Origin of the sequence: Anaerococcus prevotii DSM 20548, assembly GCF_000024105.1 — a bacterium.
GTDB classification, from domain to species: domain Bacteria; phylum Bacillota; class Clostridia; order Tissierellales; family Peptoniphilaceae; genus Anaerococcus; species Anaerococcus prevotii.
The window spans coordinates 872,353-893,160 of the sequence record NC_013171.1 but is presented as its reverse complement, the minus strand read 5'-3'; the positions used below and the strand labels follow the sequence as shown (position 1 = coordinate 893,160).

The 20,808-nt window shown below is 33.7% G+C and carries 19 protein-coding genes, 1 tRNA gene and 1 other RNA gene; 3 read left to right on the top strand and 18 right to left on the bottom strand.

From position 1 onward, the window contains the following. Window positions 1-14: 14 nt before the first annotated feature. Window positions 15-1,895 carry a DNA polymerase III subunit gamma/tau gene (gene dnaX, locus APRE_RS04085; RefSeq protein WP_015777721.1) on the bottom strand — a complete coding sequence of 627 codons (1,881 nt, stop codon included), beginning with the start codon at window positions 1,893-1,895 and terminating at the stop codon, window positions 15-17. 131 nt (window positions 1,896-2,026) lie between these two features. Between dnaX and APRE_RS04080 the strand changes: the two genes are divergently transcribed. The 3 genes from APRE_RS04080 (at window position 2,027) to cbpB (ending at window position 3,001) form a co-directional block, all read left to right on the top strand. Further along, a tRNA-Ser gene (locus APRE_RS04080) sits at window positions 2,027-2,119 on the top strand. Further along, an RNA gene (gene ffs, locus APRE_RS09505) (signal recognition particle sRNA large type) lies at window positions 2,119-2,385 on the top strand. Before APRE_RS04080 ends, ffs begins: the two co-directional genes overlap by 1 nt. A 136-nt stretch (window positions 2,386-2,521) precedes the next feature. Beyond that, entirely contained in the window at window positions 2,522-3,001 is a 480-nt protein-coding gene (cbpB, locus tag APRE_RS04075) for a cyclic-di-AMP-binding protein CbpB (protein ID WP_015777720.1), read from the top strand. A 47-nt stretch (window positions 3,002-3,048) separates the two neighbouring features. Here the strand turns inward: cbpB and APRE_RS04070 are convergent, their stop codons facing one another. From APRE_RS04070 to thyX, 17 genes are all read right to left on the bottom strand, one after another. Beyond that, the gene (locus APRE_RS04070) at window positions 3,049-4,704 is read right to left on the bottom strand and encodes a glycogen-branching protein (RefSeq protein WP_015777719.1); all 1,656 of its coding nucleotides are present in this window, start codon (window positions 4,702-4,704) and stop codon (window positions 3,049-3,051) included. 50 nt (window positions 4,705-4,754) lie between these two features. Beyond that, window positions 4,755-5,459 carry a glucosaminidase domain-containing protein gene (locus tag APRE_RS04065; protein ID WP_015777718.1) on the bottom strand — a complete coding sequence of 235 codons (705 nt, stop codon included), beginning with the start codon at window positions 5,457-5,459 and terminating at the stop codon, window positions 4,755-4,757. Window positions 5,460-5,515: 56 nt separating this feature from the next. Beyond that, complete coding sequence (gene pyrE / locus APRE_RS04060; protein ID WP_015777717.1) at window positions 5,516-6,091, bottom strand: orotate phosphoribosyltransferase; 576 nt, start codon at window positions 6,089-6,091, stop codon at window positions 5,516-5,518. Between the two features lie 9 nt (window positions 6,092-6,100). Continuing rightward, entirely contained in the window at window positions 6,101-7,000 is a 900-nt protein-coding gene (locus APRE_RS04055) for a dihydroorotate dehydrogenase (RefSeq protein ID WP_015777716.1), read from the bottom strand. Next, a complete protein-coding gene (locus APRE_RS04050; RefSeq protein ID WP_015777715.1) occupies window positions 6,997-7,716 on the bottom strand; it encodes a dihydroorotate dehydrogenase electron transfer subunit in 720 nt (239 codons plus the stop codon). Before APRE_RS04050 ends, APRE_RS04055 begins: the two co-directional genes overlap by 4 nt. Continuing rightward, complete coding sequence (pyrF, locus tag APRE_RS04045) at window positions 7,703-8,566, bottom strand: orotidine-5'-phosphate decarboxylase (protein WP_015777714.1); 864 nt, start codon at window positions 8,564-8,566, stop codon at window positions 7,703-7,705. The genes APRE_RS04050 and pyrF overlap by 14 nt, the downstream gene beginning before the upstream one ends. Continuing rightward, window positions 8,550-9,743 (bottom strand): dihydroorotase, encoded by a 1,194-nt coding sequence (locus APRE_RS04040; RefSeq protein ID WP_015777713.1) that lies wholly within the window; start codon window positions 9,741-9,743, stop codon window positions 8,550-8,552. The genes pyrF and APRE_RS04040 overlap by 17 nt, the downstream gene beginning before the upstream one ends. Further along, window positions 9,744-10,172, bottom strand: a complete 429-nt coding sequence (locus APRE_RS04035; RefSeq protein ID WP_015777712.1) for an aspartate carbamoyltransferase regulatory subunit — start codon at window positions 10,170-10,172, stop codon at window positions 9,744-9,746. After that, complete coding sequence (gene pyrB, locus APRE_RS04030) at window positions 10,156-11,094, bottom strand: aspartate carbamoyltransferase (RefSeq protein ID WP_015777711.1); 939 nt, start codon at window positions 11,092-11,094, stop codon at window positions 10,156-10,158. The genes APRE_RS04035 and pyrB overlap by 17 nt, the downstream gene beginning before the upstream one ends. 57 nt (window positions 11,095-11,151) lie before the next feature. Continuing rightward, window positions 11,152-11,682, bottom strand: a complete 531-nt coding sequence (locus APRE_RS04025; protein WP_015777710.1) for a class IV adenylate cyclase — start codon at window positions 11,680-11,682, stop codon at window positions 11,152-11,154. Continuing rightward, window positions 11,682-12,359 carry a metallophosphoesterase gene (locus APRE_RS04020; RefSeq protein WP_015777709.1) on the bottom strand — a complete coding sequence of 226 codons (678 nt, stop codon included), beginning with the start codon at window positions 12,357-12,359 and terminating at the stop codon, window positions 11,682-11,684. The genes APRE_RS04025 and APRE_RS04020 overlap by 1 nt, the downstream gene beginning before the upstream one ends. Further along, on the bottom strand, window positions 12,356-14,209 hold the full coding sequence (locus APRE_RS04015; protein ID WP_015777708.1) for an ATP-binding protein: 1,854 nt from the start codon (window positions 14,207-14,209) through the stop codon (window positions 12,356-12,358). The genes APRE_RS04020 and APRE_RS04015 overlap by 4 nt, the downstream gene beginning before the upstream one ends. Continuing rightward, complete coding sequence (locus APRE_RS04010; RefSeq protein ID WP_015777707.1) at window positions 14,202-15,215, bottom strand: metallophosphoesterase family protein; 1,014 nt, start codon at window positions 15,213-15,215, stop codon at window positions 14,202-14,204. The genes APRE_RS04015 and APRE_RS04010 overlap by 8 nt, the downstream gene beginning before the upstream one ends. Next, window positions 15,212-15,784: a histidine phosphatase family protein gene (locus tag APRE_RS04005; protein WP_015777706.1), complete on the bottom strand. Its 573-nt coding sequence runs from the start codon at window positions 15,782-15,784 to the stop codon at window positions 15,212-15,214. Before APRE_RS04005 ends, APRE_RS04010 begins: the two co-directional genes overlap by 4 nt. 63 nt (window positions 15,785-15,847) lie before the next feature. Further along, window positions 15,848-19,279 carry an FtsX-like permease family protein gene (locus APRE_RS04000; RefSeq protein ID WP_015777705.1) on the bottom strand — a complete coding sequence of 1,144 codons (3,432 nt, stop codon included), beginning with the start codon at window positions 19,277-19,279 and terminating at the stop codon, window positions 15,848-15,850. A gap of 1 nt (window position 19,280) precedes the next feature. Further along, window positions 19,281-19,982 carry an ABC transporter ATP-binding protein gene (locus tag APRE_RS03995; protein ID WP_015777704.1) on the bottom strand — a complete coding sequence of 234 codons (702 nt, stop codon included), beginning with the start codon at window positions 19,980-19,982 and terminating at the stop codon, window positions 19,281-19,283. A gap of 40 nt (window positions 19,983-20,022) precedes the next feature. Continuing rightward, on the bottom strand, window positions 20,023-20,799 hold the full coding sequence (gene thyX / locus APRE_RS03990; protein WP_015777703.1) for an FAD-dependent thymidylate synthase: 777 nt from the start codon (window positions 20,797-20,799) through the stop codon (window positions 20,023-20,025). Window positions 20,800-20,808: the final 9 nt, after the last annotated feature.

Sequence of the window (20,808 nt, the reverse complement as noted above, 5' to 3'; positions counted from 1 at the left end):
AATTATTATCTCCTTTATTTTATAATTAATTCTTCTTTAAATATTTCTTTTAACCTATCTAGATTAGATAGATTTTTCTTAGCATCTTCTTTGTTAACTAGACTTTTATTTATAATATCATCATTATTTTCATCTAGTTTTTCTGATTTTTTAGTTTTTTTTTCTTCTTTTTCGAAATTTCCAGATCTTTCTATTTCTGTATTATCAACCTTATTTTCTGTGAATTTTGAGTAATTATCTACAGAAAAAATCACTTCATCTTCAAGTATTTCATTTAGTTCTTTTACAATAACATCAGTCTTGGTTTGGATAAATATTCCATAAAAATCATCTTTCAGATATAATACAAACTCTCCTGGCCTATAGGAATAATTAAAACCATCCTTCTCAAACATTGGCTTTAACATCCTACCAGCAGTGTTTATAATCATATCCCTTATATCATCAAGCATTTTTGAAGGAATATCGATTGATTGATTTTCTTCGAATTTCTCAGATGGCTCGTTCAAATTATCCTTTGTATTGGAATCATTTGTGATCTCCATTGGAGGAGATTCATTATCCGCTTCGTATGGTAAATCTATATTTTCGTCGACTATTCCTGTATTATGAGACCCATCTTCTTTTATATCGCTTATATCGTGATTATTAACAACTGTATATGATGAGTTTCTATCATTATTGTCACTGATATTTTCATATTTACTAAAATCGAAATTTGAGAGTTTATCATCAACCAATCTATTGATTATACTCATTAAGTCTTTCTCATTATTGGCTTCTAAGGCCCTAATCCTCGAATCTAGGGATTTTACATCTTTGGAGTTTATAAGTCTTATTACCATAAGCTCTACTATAAGATCAGTATTATCAGATAACCTAATCTTAGCAGAATATTCGTTTAATATATCTAATAAATCAAGCAATCTATCGATTTCAATTTCTCCTGCCCTTTTCTTAATAAAGTCAAATCTTTCTTCGTTATCGAAAAGATCCGGATCTTCGCTCATTTTATAAAGCATAATGTCCCTAAAATAGTTTATAAGAGAATCAATTATATCCTTGTTAGACTTATTACTTTCTCTTAAAGAAAATATATAAGAAAGAGCCTTTTTCTGATTAAATGAAAAAATTGAATTAGTAAGCTTATCTATATCATAGAAATCTACCACACCTAGAAGATTTTCCACGTCAGCTAGCTTATAAGATTTTGTATCATAGGATAAGACTTGATCCAAGATGCTTAGAGCATCACGCATGGCCCCCTTTGCTTTTCTAATTATAAGATCTATAGCCTCATTTTCCATTTCTATATCCTTATCTTTGAGGATTATGGATATTTGCTCTTTTATCTTGCCCTTTTCTATCTTATTGAACTCGAAATTTTGTGCTCTGGATAAGATAGTATTAGGAATATTATCAATTTCTGTAGTAGCTAAGATAAAAACAAGATGGCTTGGTGGCTCTTCCATTATTTTAAGTAAAGCATTGAAGGCCTCTCTCGTTATCATATGGGCCTCGTCTATTATATAGACCTTATACTTAAGCTTATTGGGTGGGTAGATGACATTATCCTTTAGGTTTCTAATATCATCAATCCTTCTATTACTAGCTGCATCCATCTCAATTATATCGATAGTAGATTCATCGTCAATGGCCTTGCAATTCTCACATTCAAGACAGGGAGATCCATCAACAGGATGTAAGCAGTTGATAGCTTTTGCAAAAATTTTTGCACAAGTTGTCTTACCACATCCTCTCTCGCCAGCAAAAATATAAGCATGAGAAAAGTTATTATTTTTAACTTGATTTTTTAAGACATTAACGACCCTATCCTGACCTAAAACTTCATCAAAGGTCTTGGGCCTGTATTGTCTATACAAAGCTTTTGCCATATTATTTCCTTTCTATCAGATTTATTATACCATAAGTCTCCTTTAATAATAAGTAAACATTATCATGAAGAGAAATTTGAACTTTGTTTTGCTTTATTATTTATATGGGGTATAGTCTACTAATGTAGCGAGGAGAGCTGTCCGAGTGGTTGAAGGAGCACGATTGGAAATCGTGTATACGTATTGTAAGCGTATCATGGGTTCAAATCCCATGCTCTCCGCCATGCACTAGACAGGGAGTTAGCGGTGCCTTGTAACCTGCAATCCGCTATAGCAGGGTTTAATTCCCAAGTGAGGGCTTAGGGTTTTTATTAAGACCTTTAAGATTGGTGTTGATTGTTAGAACTTACGCAACAGGAAGCTGTGAATCATGTCAGGACGGGAACGTAGCAGCATTAAGCAGTACTTTCTGTGTGCCGTAAGCCAACCTAACATGAGTCAGTCTTTCTGGACACTGTTAAATATTCTAAGTTCGACCTTGGGTGTGCTTACATATGAGCTAGTCTGAATTATCTAAGTGATAGATTTGGACTAGCTTTTTTCTACATTAAAAACACATATAAATATAATATAATTATTTAAAAGAGAATTAAAAGAATATTAAAGTAAACCTAAAGAGGTAGAAAATGATAAGTAAAGTAATCAAAGATATGTTTAATAGACCAACTGAAAACTTAATGATTCCGGCATCTGATGTTGCGACTTGTAATGAAGAAGATACCCTCCTTCATGCTGTCTTAGTCTTATCAAATTCAGGCTATCAAATAATCCCAGTCATAGATAGTGAGAACCACGTTAGAGGACTCATTTCTATATCTGATATAGTTACAAGCTTCGATAACCTCTCCTTGTTCGACGAAGAAAAGCTTAATGCAATCAAGGTAAAGGAAGTAATGAATCAAGTTGTTCCCATCCTATTCGATAATTATGACCTAGAAGATGTTCTAAGACTTCTAGTTAATAATAACTTTGTATGTATAACTCACAAGAACGGGTATTTTTTGGGAATTATTCCTAGAAAAGTCGCCCTTGAAAGATTTACCCACATAGCCCATAACATAGATTCCGAATATGATCTTGTTGAAAAAGTTAATGATTTAGTATAAATAAAAGTTCGCACTTAGTTAATCGATAACTCTAGTGCGAACTTTTATTATTTTATCCTAAAAATTGCTGATCCAAATGGCATTATATTAATATTATCGCCCTTATTTAGACTTCCGTTAATATTTCCACTTCCCTTATATTTTAAATCCTCAGTGTTAATTATTTCTTCCAAATCATATGGAGATTCAATCTTATAGTCTATATCAGTGAAGTTTATTACTACCAGAAAGCTATCCTTTTTATAAGTTCTCTTGTAAGCATAAAGACTGTATCCTTCTACGTCAAGTAAGGCGACTCCGCTATCTTCATCACTTAAACAATTTTCCTTTATAAATAAATCCGTAATGTCCTTATAGTAGGTATTGAAATCTTCTATGTTATTTTCAAATTTCTTAAAATCAAATTTGTTATATACAGAGAATGTCTTAAGGTCTCCTGAGTCATCTCCCATAAAAAGCATTTTAGGAGATTTGATTGTATACAAGAAGGTAAGCAAAGTTTTAAGTTGTTCTAATTTCTTATCGTCTGAGTACATCTTCATAGCAAGACTTGCCTCATTTAAGAAAGAATCAACATATGAAAATCCTAAAAGGTTTTTGCCTGTAGCTTTATTTATCAAATCTGTAATAAAGTTTTTGTAATGGTCTCTTTTCATAGGTTGATCTTTTAGCATATTGATACAAGCCTTAGTCTTATTGTCAAATACCATATCAAAATCAATATCATTTTTATATTCTCCACTAAAGCCAGCAAGGCTTAAGGCCTTAGATTCTTTGATGTGGGTATTTAATTTAGATAAAAACTCCGAAGATTCTTTGTTTATTCCCCTATTCTTATCTCCTTGCCAATACAAAATATTTTCTATGGCAGGAAAATAAATTCCATCGACCTTATATTCTTTCAAATAATAATCTACAGCACTTTGTACATAAGATTGACTTAAAGGCTTACTTAGGTCAAAATTAATGGATCCATGATAATTATATAGAATATCATCATAAGGGTAATTGTAAATATTATTTCCATCGAAATTTATTAGTCCCATACTATCGGGATCAAACTCTCCTATATCAAGTTCTACTAAGATCTTTATTTTATTCTTATGAGCCAAATCAATAAATTGCCTAAAAGATACTAAATCCCCGTACCTATTTGAATAAGAAAACAAATTCATAGGAGCATAGCCCATGGACTTGTAATTTTGGTATTCATTTACTGGCATAAGAAGAATTGTGTCGTAATTATTTTCCTTGGCATGATCTATTATGGAATTAAAAATTTCATCAGCTGATTTTTCCTTAGCCTTGAATAAAGATCCCAGAAAAACTTGCAAAATATTTTTAGCTTCAGTCCTAATCTGCCTACTCTTATATTTAAATGTGTCGTCACAAATTACTGCTGTTTTTTCTATATAATTTATGGACTTCGCGAATGGATCAATTTTCTTTTCTTCTCTATCTCCATCTTTCAATATAAATTGATAAGCATCTCCAATTTTAGCCTGGTCAATTGTTATAGAAAAAACTCCAGTCGAATACTTTCTCATAGCTTGTCTTTCCCAATTGTTAAAGTCACCGATAATGTATACCTCGCTAGAATTCGGAGCGAGTAGCCTAAATATATATCCCTTATCCTTCTTGTGGGCTCCAAAAAACTTGTAACCGTCAAAGGATTTAGCTTCTAAATAATCTCTTGTATTCATAATCTACTCCTTTAATACATTATACTTTTACTATTCAAAAAAGCAGGCCATTACTGACCTGCCCTGTATGTTTCTAACATTTCATCTGCGATTTCAATCATCATTGAATTAACTTTCTGGGACCACTCTGGATCAGAAGCATATGATGTTCCTATACCCTTTGCAGAAACCCCATTAAAATATGTGCCGTTCTTGTCTAAATATTCTTCCTTAAGATGCTTGGCAACCGTATCAATAGAATCTTTTGGATCCTTAAATTTACTTGCCATATTATAAGGATCGTGATCAATAGCATTAAAGCCAAAGAGATTATTCTTTTCTCTAAACAAATCACTCGTTCCATTTCCAGTTTCATGCTTGGCCATAGCCATTAGCAATAATGGATTTATCCCATATTTTTCGGAAACATCCTTAAAGTCTTGACCCAAACCATAAAGGCCTGTATCAGCTAAACCGTAATCTAGCTCACTTCCTGTAAAAGGCATATCCTGTAAAAGATAAAAATAGCTTTTACTATTGACATTATCGCAACCAATCTCAATTGCCTTATCAAGATCCTTATCTAACTTATCAAATCTTTCCTTCTTCATATCTCTAAGATTATAAGTTTCGGCGTTAATCTTTTGCAGACCATAATACATTAAGTCTTTCTTATCTTTTGAGCCAGCGAAAGATTTTGTGTTAGCCAAAGTAATTCCTAGAGTTAGTATAGCGGCCGTACATATTAATTTTTTAATAGAATTTCTTACCTTCATAACTATCCCCTTATCTATTATTTAATTATATGATAAATTATAGATAATGCAAGGACTTACTTAAGTGATCTTGATCCTGGCTTTGTGGCTGGAATATTTTTTAACTCATCAGGAATTTCGCCCTCATCCCAAGTATCTACGTCAATTTTAGTTGCAGAAATTATTGGAAGTCCATTTATTTCATCTTTATTGGATCTATTTACAATTGATGTCAATGCAAGGACTTCCGCTCCGCAAGATCTTATAACATCAACAGTTTCAAATGAAGACTTACCTGTAGTGATTACATCTTCTACTATTATAACCTTCATGCCTTCTTTGATTTCAAAGCCTCTTCTTAGGGTCATTTGTCCATTTTCCCTTTCAGTAAATATAGCATTTACCCCAAGTGCCCTAGCAAGTTCATAAGAAATTATTACTCCTCCCATAGCAGGGCCCACACATAGGTCAACCTCTATGCCTTTTTCCTTAAGCTTTTCTCCTATTATATTTGCAACTTCTTCGCAGTATACAGGATTTTCTATTAACTTAGCACATTGTATGTATTTATTGGAATGTTTACCACTTGATAGTATGAAGTGACCTTCCAAAAGTGCGTTTGATTTTTTAAGTAGTTCTAAAGTTTTATCCATTATCTCCTCCTAGATTATTCCCCTTATTTCTTCAAGGTCCTCTATATTTTCTTCTTTCATAAAATTAGAAATTCCATCTATAATATTTTCCATTGACTTATAATCAATGAAGTTTGCTGTCCCAACTTGAATAGCAGAAGCTCCCGCCATAATAAATTCTATGGCATCCTCATAAGTCATAATTCCTCCCATGCCGATAACTGGAATATTTACAACTGATGCTGCCTCATAGGTCATCCTAACGGCTATTGGCTTAACGCAAGGACCCGAAAGACCTGCAGTCTTATTCTCAAATACTGGCCTTTTCCTCCTGATATCTATAGCCATAGCATTTATGGTATTGATTAGAGAAATTGCATCCGCTCCTTCATCTTCGGCAATTTTAGCAAAATCGCCAATAGACCCAACGTTTGGAGATAGCTTTACTATTAGAGGCTTTTTAGTTACATTTCTAACCTTCTTTATAACTTCACAGGCCTTCTTAGGTTCAGTACCGAAAGCCATTCCCCCTTCTTTAACATTAGGACAAGATATATTAAGCTCAATCATTGGGACACTTGTCTTATCTAAGATATCCGCTCCCTTTACATAATCTTCTACGCTATGACCCCCAAGGTTTGCTATTGCTACGGTATCAAATTTCTCGAGAAAAGGCAATTCTTCCTTGGTAAAGTAGTCAATGCCTGGATTTTGAAGGCCAATCGAATTCATAATCCCTGATGCAGTCTCATGAATCCTCACTCCCTTGTTACCTAAGTTCCTGTGAAGGGTAAGCCCTTTAGAGCAAATACCACCTAATTTATTTAGGTCTATATATTCAGAAAACTCCTTACCAAAACCAAAAGTTCCACTTGCAGCTATAACAGGATTTTTAAATTCTACTCCGGCAATTTTTACTTTAGTATTCATCCAAAGACCTCCTTGCTATCAAAAACAGGACCGTCCTTACAAACTCTTAGGAATTCTCCATCAGATTTTTCTATAGTACAACCCAGACATGCTCCAATTCCGCAGGCCATGTGAGCTTCCATAGATACTTCCATAGGAATATCTTTTGCCTTTTCATAAAGAGATTTTAGCATTGGATTTGGTCCGCATGCGTATATATAATCATAGTCGTCTGGATTTATAGCAGCCGTTATGAATTTCTTATCATATAAATCACTCGTCGTAACTACTTTGTTGGCATAAGGCTCAAACTCTTCCATATAATAAGGATCTTTGGCAAATCCAGCATAGAAATCACATTTATTTTCAAGGCTTTTTACCAAATATAGGAGAGGAGCTATACCGATTCCCCCACCTACTACTGCGATTTTTTTATCTTTTTGAAGACTAAAGCCATTACCTAGAGGGCCTAAGAGTTTTACCTCAGTATCTTTCCTAAGACTTGCCATAATTTCGGTTCCCTTTCCTACGACTTGGTATAGGAAGGAAAGTTCCCCGTCTTTTTCATCGCAAACACCAAAGGGTCTTGAAAGAAGTGGGTCTTGCCTGAAGGAATCTGACCTAAACATAAAAAACTGTCCAGGTCTTGCCTTCATATCGCAAGCTAGTTTCATTAGATAGATTCCATCAGATATTTCTATATTTTCTTTTATTATCGCTTTCTTATAGGACTTCATTTGCCTTAATTTCCTCATAAGTCTCTATAGCTTTTTTCCTAGCATAATATCCAACTTTTTCGCTCCCGTCTTCATAGTTTTGCCAGTTTTTAAGTATTGCCCTAGAAGAGTTTACCACTCCCCCATTTAATCCTTCGAGGAGTTTGTATACATTCATACTGTCTGCTTTTTGAGCACCAAATCCAGGAATTAGGAAGAACATTTTATCATATCTTTTTCTGATTTTTTCAACTTCCTCGCTGTGAGTTGCCCCAACTACAAGCCCTATAGGTCCAAATCCTGACTTTCCTATATACTTTTCATTGAGCTCTCTCATCTTATCTCCTACCTTGTAGAAGAACTCTTCTCCATCGACAGGGAGAACTTCGAAGTCCTTGGCTCCAGGATTGGACGTTCTAAGAAGTACGAAGACACCCTTATCTCCTTTTTCTATGTATTCTTCGTAAGGCTCGATTGAATCCATGCCCATATAAGGGTTGAGAGTTATAAAATCTGTTTCGAAATCACCTTCAAAGTGGGCCTTGGCATACATTTTTGCGCTTGCTGCTATGTCACTTCTTTTAACATCACCAATAGATAGGAGATCTTTTTCTCGAAGGTAAGAAAGTGTATCTCTATAGGCAATCATGCCTTCGATACCGTAGGACTCGTAGTAGGCGATTTGTAATTTATAAATTGCACAAACATCATAAGTTTGATCTATTATTTCTTTGTTATAAGAAAAAAGCGCCTCGCTAACACTTTTTCCTGCTTTCATATTTTCCGGAATATAATCAATGGAGCTATCAAGTCCAATACATACAAATCCATTTTTTGAGACTTTTTCGTATAATTTATCTATTATCTTCATATTTTATTATTCCTTTCTTGTAAACTTTTTTAACTCTTCCAGGAAGCTTTTGGCCAATCATTAGAGAATTCTTTGATTTTGATAGAATCTCTTCCTCCGTATAAATATATTCTTCGTCTAAATCTATGAGGACGAAATCTGCCTCGTATCCTTTTTCAAGTTTTCCCTTATTTAGACCAAGAATCCTCGCAGGATTTGTAGACATTATTTCTACTAGCTTGTTTAGAGAAATCTCTCCACTTTTGACTAAGACTTTAAGGCAGGTTGAAAAGGCTGTCTCAAGACCAATAAATCCTGGAGCTCCCTTCTCTTTCTCTTCTTTTGTATGAGGGGCATGGTCAGTAGAAATTGCATCTACATAACCTTCCTTTATCATTTGAATAAGAAATTTCCTATCAATTTCCTTTCTTATTGGAGGATTGACCTTCATTTCTTCTCTTTTCTTGTCAGAAAAATTTATATGATGAGGGGTTACTTCGCATGTAATTGGAGCGCCTAAATCCTTAAAATATTTTATAGCTGTCATTGCCCCTTTTGTGGATACATGGCAGAAGTGAATTGGACAATCTAGTTTATAGGCAAGATAGCAGTCTCTTATAGTCATAGCATCTTCTGCTATTTCGTAATCCTTCATAGAAACTCTAGCAACTTCCTCATGAAGGGCAAGCTTTACACCCAGTTCTTTGGCCTTTAGGATAGCTTCATACATGATATTATCATCATTTACTCCCCTACCATCATCTGAAAGAAATTTCACAGATCCTGGCATTTTTTCTAGATGATCTAAGCTCTTTCCTCCAAGATTTTCTGTGATTGTGTAGACTTGCTCTACATCAATTAAATCTAAATCTTTACTTCTTCCTATTATATCTTCATAGACTTCAGGGCTTGATACTGGAGGATTCGTATTTCCCATAAGAAGAACAGAGGTGAATCCTCCTTTAAGAGCTGCCCTAGAGCCTGTTTCAACATCCTCCTTGTAGGTAAAACCGGGATCTCTAAAGTGAACGTGGAGGTCTGTGAAGGCTGGAACTAGGGCGAGGTTATTGCAATCAATAACTTCTGTATCCTCGTCCTTTTCGAATTCTTCAACTATTAATCCATCTTCGACATAGATTGGCCTTTTTGTAATCTTTATATCGTCAAAGCCATAAAAGTTTGTGAAAATCTGCTTCATCTATTCTTCCACATCATAAATATGACCACAGTAGGCACATTTGTAATTTTTCTCTTTTTCATCTATTAGGATAAAGTCGCTTTCAACAGCTCTTTCGCTAGTTGATACGCATTTTGGATTTTGACAGCTTAAGATTCCCTTAACTTCCTTAGGAAGCTTTAAGCTTAGTTTTTCGACTACCTTCTCGTCTTTTATGATATTTATTGTAGCTGATGGGTCAATGATTGAAACTATATCAAGATTAATATCTATATTATTTGCGATTTTTAATATATCTTTTCTTCCGTGTTGGGTTGATTTTGCATTTAATATTATTGCTACCTCATCTTTAAGATGTCTTAGGTCAAGTTTATTAAATATTTCCATGCCAAGGCCTGCCTTGATATGATCGATTACGATTCCTTCTTTTATACTAGTTATTTCTATCATTATTTGCCTCCAAAAGTTTTAAAATTAGCGCCATTCTTACATACATACCAAACTTAACTTGTTTAAAATAAACTGCACGAGGATCTGAGTCAACTTCTGTTGCAATCTCAGTTACTCTTGGCAGTGGATGTAGAACAATGCAATCATCCTTTGCAGCTTGCATTTTTTCCTTATCTAGTAGATATGAATCCTTGAGTCTAGTGTATTGGGCTTGAGAGAAGAATCTTTCCTTTTGAATCCTGGTCATATATAGTATGTCCAACTGATCCATTACATCATCTAAGCTTCTTACTTCTTCGAAATTATTAGTTCCATCTGCGAATACTTCTTTTTTTACGTATTCTGGAAGCTTTAATTCTTCCGGTGATATGAGGATAAATTTATTGTCTGGGAACATGCTCATCACTTTAAGTAGGGAGTGGACTGTTCTTCCATATTTAAGATCTCCACATAGGCCTATAACATGACCTGATAGGTCTTTCTTGTAATTTGATATTGTTAAAATATCAGTAAGTGTTTGGGTCGGATGTTGGTGACCACCGTCTCCAGCATTTATTATTGGACAATCTGCAGTTTTACTTGCAAGGAAGGCTGCTCCCTCTTGTGGATGGCGCATGGCGATAATATCGGCGTATTGGCTTACTGTCCTTACTGTATCGGCTAGGCTTTCTCCCTTAGTTGATGAAGAAACTCCTGCATCAGAAAAACCTACTACAGAACCGCCTAGCCTAAGCATGGCTGACTCGAATGAGAGTCTAGTCCTAGTTGAAGGCTCAAAAAAAAGAGTCCCTAATATCTTTCCGTCTGCACAATGGGAAAAATCATCAGGACTCTTATAAATAGCATTACCTAAATCAATTATCTCTAGTAAGTCTTCTTTTGTCAAATCAAATGAATTTAATAAATTTTTTATAGAAATCATCGTTTACTCCTTAAGTTTTTTTTATTATATCACGAAATAAACGAATGTCAAAAATTTTTATAAATCTTCTCTTAATTCTGTTATTGATTTATTGGTTACATTCTTTCTATCAATGCCTAAATCATCAATGATCTCATCGATTTTTGATTGATTAGAAAATTCTATTTCCATATATGGTTCTGGGTAAGTATCCTTATCCCAAATATCAATATCAAATCTTTGATTCTTATATCTATAGGAGATTCTTTCCTTCTCACCACTATATTCAAGCTCCATACCTATATGCTCTAAGATTCTATTCATCATAGTTACTGAGTCTATATGGGTTGTGTATTCATTGTTAATCCTTACATCATCAACATTTTTAACTTCCTTAAAGGTAAGCTCTATTTCCTTTTCACCATTATCCTTATGGGTAGTTTCTCTGACTCTTAGATAGCCTTCCTCGAAACCATCGCTTCCTTTTGGTATAAAGGTGTAGTTTTTCTGGAATTCATGGTTAATTAAATCTGCACCCAAACATTCTAATTTTTCTATCATCTTTTCAACATCAATATTTAAAACTTTTACTTCTATTTCTCTATGCATTATCCTATCCTTACTGGCATAAAATCAATATAATCTCCCGCAACGCAAGAGACCTCTATGCCTTCTATATTCCCTTCTTTGATTAACTTATGTCCTACTCCATGTAAGTGACCGTAAATGAGTTTAGATACCTTATATTCCTTACATAAGTCAAAAAACTCATTAAAGCTTCCATCCGCATTTAGGGGCGGATAATGGAGGAGGACTATCCTCTTATTACTCTTACTTTCTCTAAATGAATTTTCAAGCCTAATAAGCTCTCTCTTATATATCTTTAAATCGTGTTCATCAAAGTCCTTATTATCTTTGGAAATCCAGCCCCTGGTTCCACAAATATCATATCCTTCGACTTCAAAATGATTGTTCTGAAGGAAGGATAAAGTAGAAAGGCCCAATTCTTCAAGTTTTTTCAGGGAAGACCACCAGTAATCGTGGTTGCCTTTCATGAGTATTTTCTTCCCCTTCATCTTATCGATTTTTCCTAGGTCGATCCTTGCTTCTTCGACGCTCATAGCCCAGGAAATATCTCCTGGTATAAGGACGGTATCGTCATCATTTATGATCTTTTCCCAATTAGAAAAAATCCTATCCTGGTAATTAGCCCAACCGTCACCAAAAACTTCCATGGACTTATTCTCTGTATAATCAAGATGTAAATCTGCTATTGCATATATCATACATCCTCCATATCTATATAGTTAATTTTAATTCCTTCTGACTCAAATACTTCCCTCTCCCTATCATGGCAAGTGAAATAGATAATTTGTCTAAAGCTTGCGGCATCTAAAAGAAAGAATAGAGCATTTCTTAATCTTTCTAAGTCATAATTGATAAAAGCATCGTCATAGACCATAAATATCTTGGAAAAAGCTTCCTCATTTATGCTAAGTTTCAAAGCAAAAGATAGTTGGTCCATAAAACCCTTAGAAAGTTGATCTACCATCATATCGTAGCCTTCCTTAGTTCTTATCTTAGGATTTAATTTTTCATCAAATATTATTGAGTCAAAAGAATTTTTGCTTATTTCTCTAATAATCTGATTTGCTCTTTTGTTTAAATTGGTGAAATCATTCCTATTTTCATCGATAATTTCCTTTATAGTGCTTTTTGCAAGATTAATAGCCCTCTTCTTGTTTTCAATCTCAACTAATTTATTCTCTAGGAAGTGTAATCTATCGACTAGGTCGACTTCGTCTTCTATTTTTTCCTCTATACTTACAAGGTTTTTTTCATCTCTTGAAATCTCAACATTTATTTTATCTAAATCGTCTAGATAAGAATCTAGGTTAAGTTCTGCCTTCTCAATATCATAATTTTCAAAATCTTCTAGGTCAAAAGTACTTTCACAATCTTTAATATCCTGATTTCTAAGTATTGAAAGGACATCTTCTATTTTTTCTTTTTCCTTCTTTAAGCTCTTATATTTTAGAAACCTTGCTCTCAATTTATTATACTGGCTTAGGTCATTTCTACTATCTTCTGTTTTTTTAGTGGAATTTATTAAGAAAATAAATACTAGCATAAAACTTAAAGCGAGTAGATAAAAATATTTATTTATAGAAAAACCTAAAAATGTGAAAAGTAAGACTTGTATAAAAACTATATACTTCGTATTTGAGCTATGAGACTTTTTACTTTGACCTAAATTTTTTTCTAGGGATAGGAAATACTCCTCATCAAGTCCAAATACATCACTGTAAGATCCTATTGATTCATTTATTTTATAGAGTTCATCCGTCCACTTCTTATAATCTTTATAATTCTGATTTGCCCTATATTTCTTGTAAGAATCCAATTTCTCTTTATCTTTTTCATATTTTTCCCTTAAAGATCTTTGTCTTTTCTTATTATAGTCAAGTCTTTTGAAGTCTTTCTCGTAAGATTTTTTATAGGATTTTATTTCATAGAGCCTATCTTCGATTTCTTTGATTTCAGTCTTTACCTTAAGATAGGGTTTAGTGTAGGCCCTATCGCTTCCTAATTTGTTTAATTTATCATCTAAGATTCCAATGGCCTTATTTGCTGAGAAATCATAGTCTATATCCTGGTTGGCCAAGCTTTCTATTAGCTTCTCCTTGGCCTTTTGTTCTGACCTTTGCCCTTGAAAACTTGTAAGGTAATTCTTATAGATATCATAGGTCATATCTAGGATATATTCTCCAGGAAATCCAAGATTTGAATCCTTAGAAGGAATTTCGTCTCCGCTTGAGAGATTAATCAACTTGTATGAACCATCTTCAAAGTTCCTTGTTACTTTTAGGTCGATACCATCTTTATTAAAAATTCCACTTCCTGCATATTTATAGGAAAGTTTGGGCTTATAGGCTTCTTTTTTATAAGAAAAACTTTTCTTATTTTTTCCTTCATCAAATCCATATAGTAAGCCTTCGATGAAATTCGTCACAGTTGATTTACCTGTTTCATTTTTGCCATATATTAAATTAAAATTTTCATCAAATCTTATTTTCTTATCCTCAAACTTCCCGAAGGAAATTATATGGATTTCTTTAATAAAAACTCTAGTCATCTTTACTCCTAAGAATTGCATCAAGCCCCATTTCTAAGGCGAGATTTTCAATTTCATTTTTAGGACTGTCGAACTTTTTGGCATAAAGAGATAAAAGAGAATTAGGGAAAAGACTTATCATATAGGATAAATCTTTTTTTTCTTTAATGTGGATTTCCTTATAGATTGCATCAATATTATTTCTTATAAATTTCTGATCTATATCTTTATTACTTGATATTTCAATCCTTACAATATTTTTCTTATTTTTCAATTTGTGATTTATATAAGAAAGTAAATCCTCTTCATTATCAAAATCCCTAAAGTCTAGTTTAAAATCGTAAAATTTAAGGATAGAAGAATCGAAAAAATTAACCTTTCCATCATCGTATCTGATATAACCATAATCATATATGTCAGTAAAATCATGAGGCTCAACAGATCCCGGATAGTAAATATTATTTAGACTATGAGCCTTATGGATATGACCCATGGCTATATAATCAAAATTAGTCTCGGTCATTATTTTTGAATTTAAAGAAAAATAATTAGATTCTTCCCTATCAACATCTCCATGAATTAAAAATATATTGAAAAATTCATCATCTAACTTTATCGCAAGGTCTAAATCTTTAGAAAATATCCTATCCTTATAAGAAATCCCGTATACTCTTAGCTTATCTTTTTCAAAAACTTCTAGATTTTCTGAGCCAAAGACATGGAAATTTTCCGGAGAATTTTCCAAAAAGATACTATTGTAAGAATCAAAATAATCGTGATTTCCACTCACATAATAAATATCCTTAGAAAAATCCTCAAATATCTTAAATAATCTCTTAAAATCACTTGCTGTAAAGTATGCTCTTTCGAAAAGATCACCTGCAATTAAAGCAAAATCAACATCCTTATTAGACTGTAAAATATTTGATAGACTCTGCCATGAAGCTTCCCTAATCTTTTTAGATAAAGTCTTATCGAAGTTAAAGGAATCTGCTAAGTGGACATCAGCTAAGTGGATGAACTTCATATTTTATTTACACTTTCAATTAGTCTCTTATCATCTTCGATATTGTAGATTGTAAGAGAGCCGTTATCTATCCAAAAGCTTCCCCAATTGTCTAAATCTTTTAATATCCAAAAAAGAGTTGATCTTATGGCTATGCCATGTGATATACAAAGAATTGTACCGTCTTCTTCTCTAGACTTTTCTTCTAAAAAATCACTAGTCCTTTTAATCACATCATTTCTTGATTCACCAGATGGGTATTTGATATTAAAATAATCCTTTTCTTCCTTAAGGAAAAAGTCCTTTTCACTTTCTCTTACCTCATCAATCCCACGACCTCTGAAGTCTCCAAAGTTCATTTCATTCAATCTTTTATCAATCGTAAAATCATCAAAGCCTAATCTTTTTGCGGTCTGTTGACTTCTTATAAGATCTGATGTATAAACCTTATCTATCTTATAGTAGTCTAGTAATTTTTTTGTTTTATCTAATATATAAAGGCCACTTTCCGCTAAGATAGTATCATCTGTAGAATATTTCCAAGAAATATTAGCTTGGGTTTGGCCATGTCTTACTAAAATAATTTTCATAAACACCTCAGTATATATTATAACAAAATTTTAGAAATTTTAAAAAGTGACCCGAAGGCCACTTTATTCTCCAGAGCTCATTGCTTCTGCCATATCAATTTTCTTTAAATCCTTATGGACAAAAAGTAGAATCACTAGTGAAATTACTAATGTTATAGCTGCCGCGATTATATAACTAATAATATGGGTCCTGTAGGCAATCATTATATCTTCTGGTGCAACTATGGCTATTATATATCTAAACATAGCATAGCCTAAGAAAAATCCCAAGACAATTCCAAGTATGGTTAGGATGAAAATCTCCCTATAAATATAAGAGGTAACTTCCTTAGAGTAAAAGCCTAAGACTTTGATAGTTGCAAGCTCCCTCTTCCTTTCCCCGACATTAATACTTGTTATATTATACAAAACGACGATGGCGAGGGCTGAAGATATGAGGGTGATAACACTTATAACTAAATTCAAATTAGCCAAAAGAGCATCCATAGACTCGTAAGCTCCAGTTTTATTGATTAGGGCATTAACCGCCTTGTTATCATCTATCTTATCTTTGATTTCTACTGGATCTGCCTTGATTAGATTGGAATTATATACTAGGTCCTTTCCAATATTATCAATGTAATATTTTCTAGAAATATACATGTAGTCACTGATATAATTTTCACTTATATCTCCTACAATAACTTCAGTATTTTCTCCGTCTATATCTACCCTTAACTTATCCCCCTTTTTTATTCCTAATTTATTCGCTATATTTTCAGTAATAACTATATTTTCCTTAGTTAAATCAATAGGATTTCTCTTCCTATCTCTAAGACTTACAAAATCCTTTAGTTTTTTATCATTTTCTGGGACTATTATAGACAAATCAAGTTTTTCCCTATTTTTTTCAAGACTTGCCTTCTCATTATATACATCAATATTATCGTAACTTTCTATAAGTTGATTATAGCTATCAAGATCTTCCTTCTTGGCCTTAGTATTTATCATAGAAACTAGGCTATAATGCTGAATTTCTTCTTGCTGGATACTTGATGTGTCCTTAATAGCATCTATCATAGCAAAGCCAAAGAAAAGCAGGGCCGTGCATCCTCCAACTCCAAATATAGTCATCAGCATCCTGGACTTGTATCTAAAAAGATTCCTAGATGTTATTTTTGCCATAAAGGATAGTCTCTTCCACAAGAACTTAATTCTTTCAAGAAATATTTTGCTACCTGCATCAGGAGCCTTTGCCTTTAATAGATTAGCAGGCACCTCTCTAACAGTTTCCTTAGAACTAATAAAAACTGTAAAGGCTATAAGTAGAGTAGATACTAGAACAGATATGGTTAAAGCAGGTAGACTATTTATCACATCCATTTCTAGGACCTTAAATCCTGTTGAATAAGCTTTAAATATCACCTTTAGGATTATAAATCTTCCTATTACAGCTCCCAAGAGAGCTCCTATAATCGTTGGACTTATGCCATATATATAAAATCTCTTGGCTATGTCTCTGTTAGTATAACCCAAAGATTTGAGACATCCATTGATAATCCTTTGCTCTTCTATATATCTTTTCATTGTTGTAAGTGTTACGAGCATCGCTACTAGATAGAAAAAGGCCGGGAAAACTTTGGATAATCTATCCATGTTCAATGAGTTTTGATAGTAGGTGTCGATTCCTCTATTGTCAAAGATGCTTTCTACAGTGTATTCTGGATCTTGTAAGGTCAAGAGGCTTTCCTTTGAATCTCCAATATCTTTTTTGGCCTTATCTATATCCTTTGAAGCCTTTGCCTTTTCTTCATCGAATTTTTCCTTAGCATCTTGATATTTTTTTTGCCCATCAATTAATTCATCATAGGCTTGAGCAAGTTTTTTCTTTCCTTCTTCCTTATTTCTATCAAGCTCAGCTAGACCATTTTCATAATCTCTTTGTCCTTGATTTAACTCGCCTTCACTATTTTTAATGCTAGCATATGCCTTATCTAACTCAGCTTTGCCTGAAGATTTTTTATTTGCGAGCTTTTTATTAGCTTCATCAAGTTGGGCCTGGGCTTTATTTAACTCATCTTCCTTGGCTCGCAATTCTCCAAGTTTTTGGTCAAGTTCAAATTTAGCCTGGCTGTATTTTTCATCTAGTTCTTTTTTATTTTTATCATATTCGGCCTTACCAGCCTCGTAACTCGCTTGGCTGGTTTGGATTTCTTCATTTAGCTGATTGATTTTTTCGATTATATCTGGATTGCTTTGATCTTCAAGGCTTTTCGCTTCTTCTAGGTCTTGTTTTTTAGCATTGATATAATTTTCTTCCAAAATAAGACTTGCTTCTGCCTCTTCTAACTTGTTAAATGATGACTCAAACTTTTCATTAAGCTCTTCATAAGCCTTATCCATTTCCTTCTTAGGTTCATCAATTTGAGCAAGTCCTATATTTAAGTCTTTTTGCTTTTTATCAAGCTCTTCTTCCGCTTTTTTGATCTCGCCTTCATATTTCTCGAGATTTGCTTGGTATTCTCTTCTACCTGCTTCAAGCTTTTCTCTTCCTTGATCTAGATTATTTTTTGCTTTAACGAGGTCTTTTTCTCCCTTAACAATTTCTTGATTAAATTCACTCTTATTTGCTTCGTACTTTCTAAAGCCTTCGTCAAGGTCATTTTTGCTTTCAATGAGCTTTTTCTCATTATCACTAAGCTTTTTTTCAGCATCTATCAAGTCATCTTCGGCATCTGATATTTCTTTATCAGCGTCTTTCCTAATTTTATTTAAGACTTGGCCAGGCCTATTTTTAATCCTATACTCCAAACCATCTTTTTTACTATTTATCTTTTTGACATAGGATGAGCTTGTCTTATCAATATTAAGCAAATCTTTGTAGACTATATTTGCCTCATGATACTTATCCGACAAGAAATTATTAGACAAAACATAGGCAAATCCTGCAATTTCACTTTTACCAAGCGGTGAAATTTCCTTCATATCCTCCATAAAGTGATCAGATGATTTATAAAAACCCACTATCTTATACTTTAACCTTGCCATCTTTTGATCATCTTTTTGCTCATCATTGATATAGGAAAAGCTAAGCTCATCACCGATCTTGTATTTATCTTTAAGATTTTCATCGAGGATTATCTCGTCATCTTTTGATGGTATTTTTCCTTCTGTAATCACTGATTTGGGTATTTCAGAATCGTATTCTTTAAGCCTTATAATATCTTCGCCTATTGTTAGATCAGAAGCCCTAATGAAATTAATCTTATCAATTCCTTCTTCTTTTCTAATAAGGGCCTGGTCCTCAAAATCAAGGCCATAAGTCGACCTTACTATTAGATCAGGATGCTTGTATTCTCCTAGGGAATTATTTAGGCTTTTTCTCATTGAAGGCCCAGAAAGCAAAAGTCCCACTACAACCAGGCTTGCTAGAGCTACCATTATCATAATAGATAGGACCTTTCCCTTAGTTTTCTTCATATCAGCGAAGATGCTTTTTATATAAGTTTTATTCATATTACCACTCTATCTCATCAACTGAAACAGGATTTTCATTGATATAGTCCTTGTCGACTCTCCCGTCTCTGATCTCTATTACCTGATCTGCCATTGGTTTTATTAATGAATTGTGAGTTATGATTACTACTGTGGCTCCCATCTTCCTTGAAGCATCTTGTAAAAGCCTAAGGATATTTTTTCCTGTCTCATAGTCTAGGGCACCTGTTGGCTCATCACAAAGTAAAAGCTTGGGATTTTTGGCTAAGGCCCTGGCTATGGCCACCCTTTGTTGTTCTCCTCCTGATAGTTGAGAAGGGAAGTTGTTTAATCTATGACTAAGTCCTACCTCCTCGAGTATTTTTTCTGCTTCTAGTGGATTATCAGAAATTTCTGAAGCCATCTCTACATTTTCAAGAGCAGTCAAGTTTGGTATGAGATTATAGTGTTGAAATACAAAACCTACATCATTTCTCCTATATTCGGTAAGGTCTCTATCGCTAAGACCTACTAGGTTTTTCCCATCAATTAGAATCTCCCCACTAGTAGCCTTATCCATCCCACCAATGAGATTAAGAAGAGTTGTCTTACCAGCCCCACTTGCTCCGACTATTATCAATAACCTTCCTTCCTCTAGAGAGAAGTTTATCTTATCATTTGCGACAATCTTAGTATCTCCAGATTTAAATTCTTTTGTTAGATTGTTTAGTTGTATATAGGACATAAAGTCTCCATCCTTATTTTTGTTTTTAAAATATTAAGCTTTATATATTTTTATACTTTTCGCGCACTTGCTTTATTTTCCCGCAAGTCATCTTACCTTCTGGGCAAGGGCCATTAATACAAGATGGACCTGCATTTAGGAAGAGATTTGGATAAATATCTTTTACGAGTCTTATCATCTGATCTGACAGGTCTCTTATCTCCCATTGGGCCCTTAGGCATGATCTCATATTGAAAAAATGAAGGAGATTTCTTGCATTCATAGTAAAAACAATCTTTGTTTCACAAGCATTTGGGAAGACGTATCTTGCATCCTCTATGGCCTTTTTACTAGCAGATCTTTTGGCTGATTTTTCATCTTGACCTTCATCCATAAAGCTTTGGTAATGTTTTTCAAACAAAATATCAGTCAAGTCATCATAAGCCTTCTGGCTTTCTTCCATTTGCCTAATAAATATTTCTCTTGCTTCTTCATTTTCGTCGATTTCTTTAGGCATTATGTACTCAAATTGGTCGAGCTTCACATATCTTTGGGACTGTTGAGAATAGGAGGCGAGCCTGTGACGGACTAGCTGGTGGGTCAAGACCCTAGATACCCCCTCTACGGCAAAGGTAAAGGAGACATGCTCAATCGGAGAAAGATGACCGAGATTTTGAAGCATTTTTACATATCTAGCAATAGACTCTTCGTCCTGTTTTTCGGCTATTTCATCTACTCCAACTTGTGAGTAGCAGAGTTTGCCCGCCTGAGCTATAGTCTCTTCTGCCCTAGGTGTGTAGTTAAGTAGCTTAACTTTGAGTGTGCTTTTATTTGACATTTTCTCTCC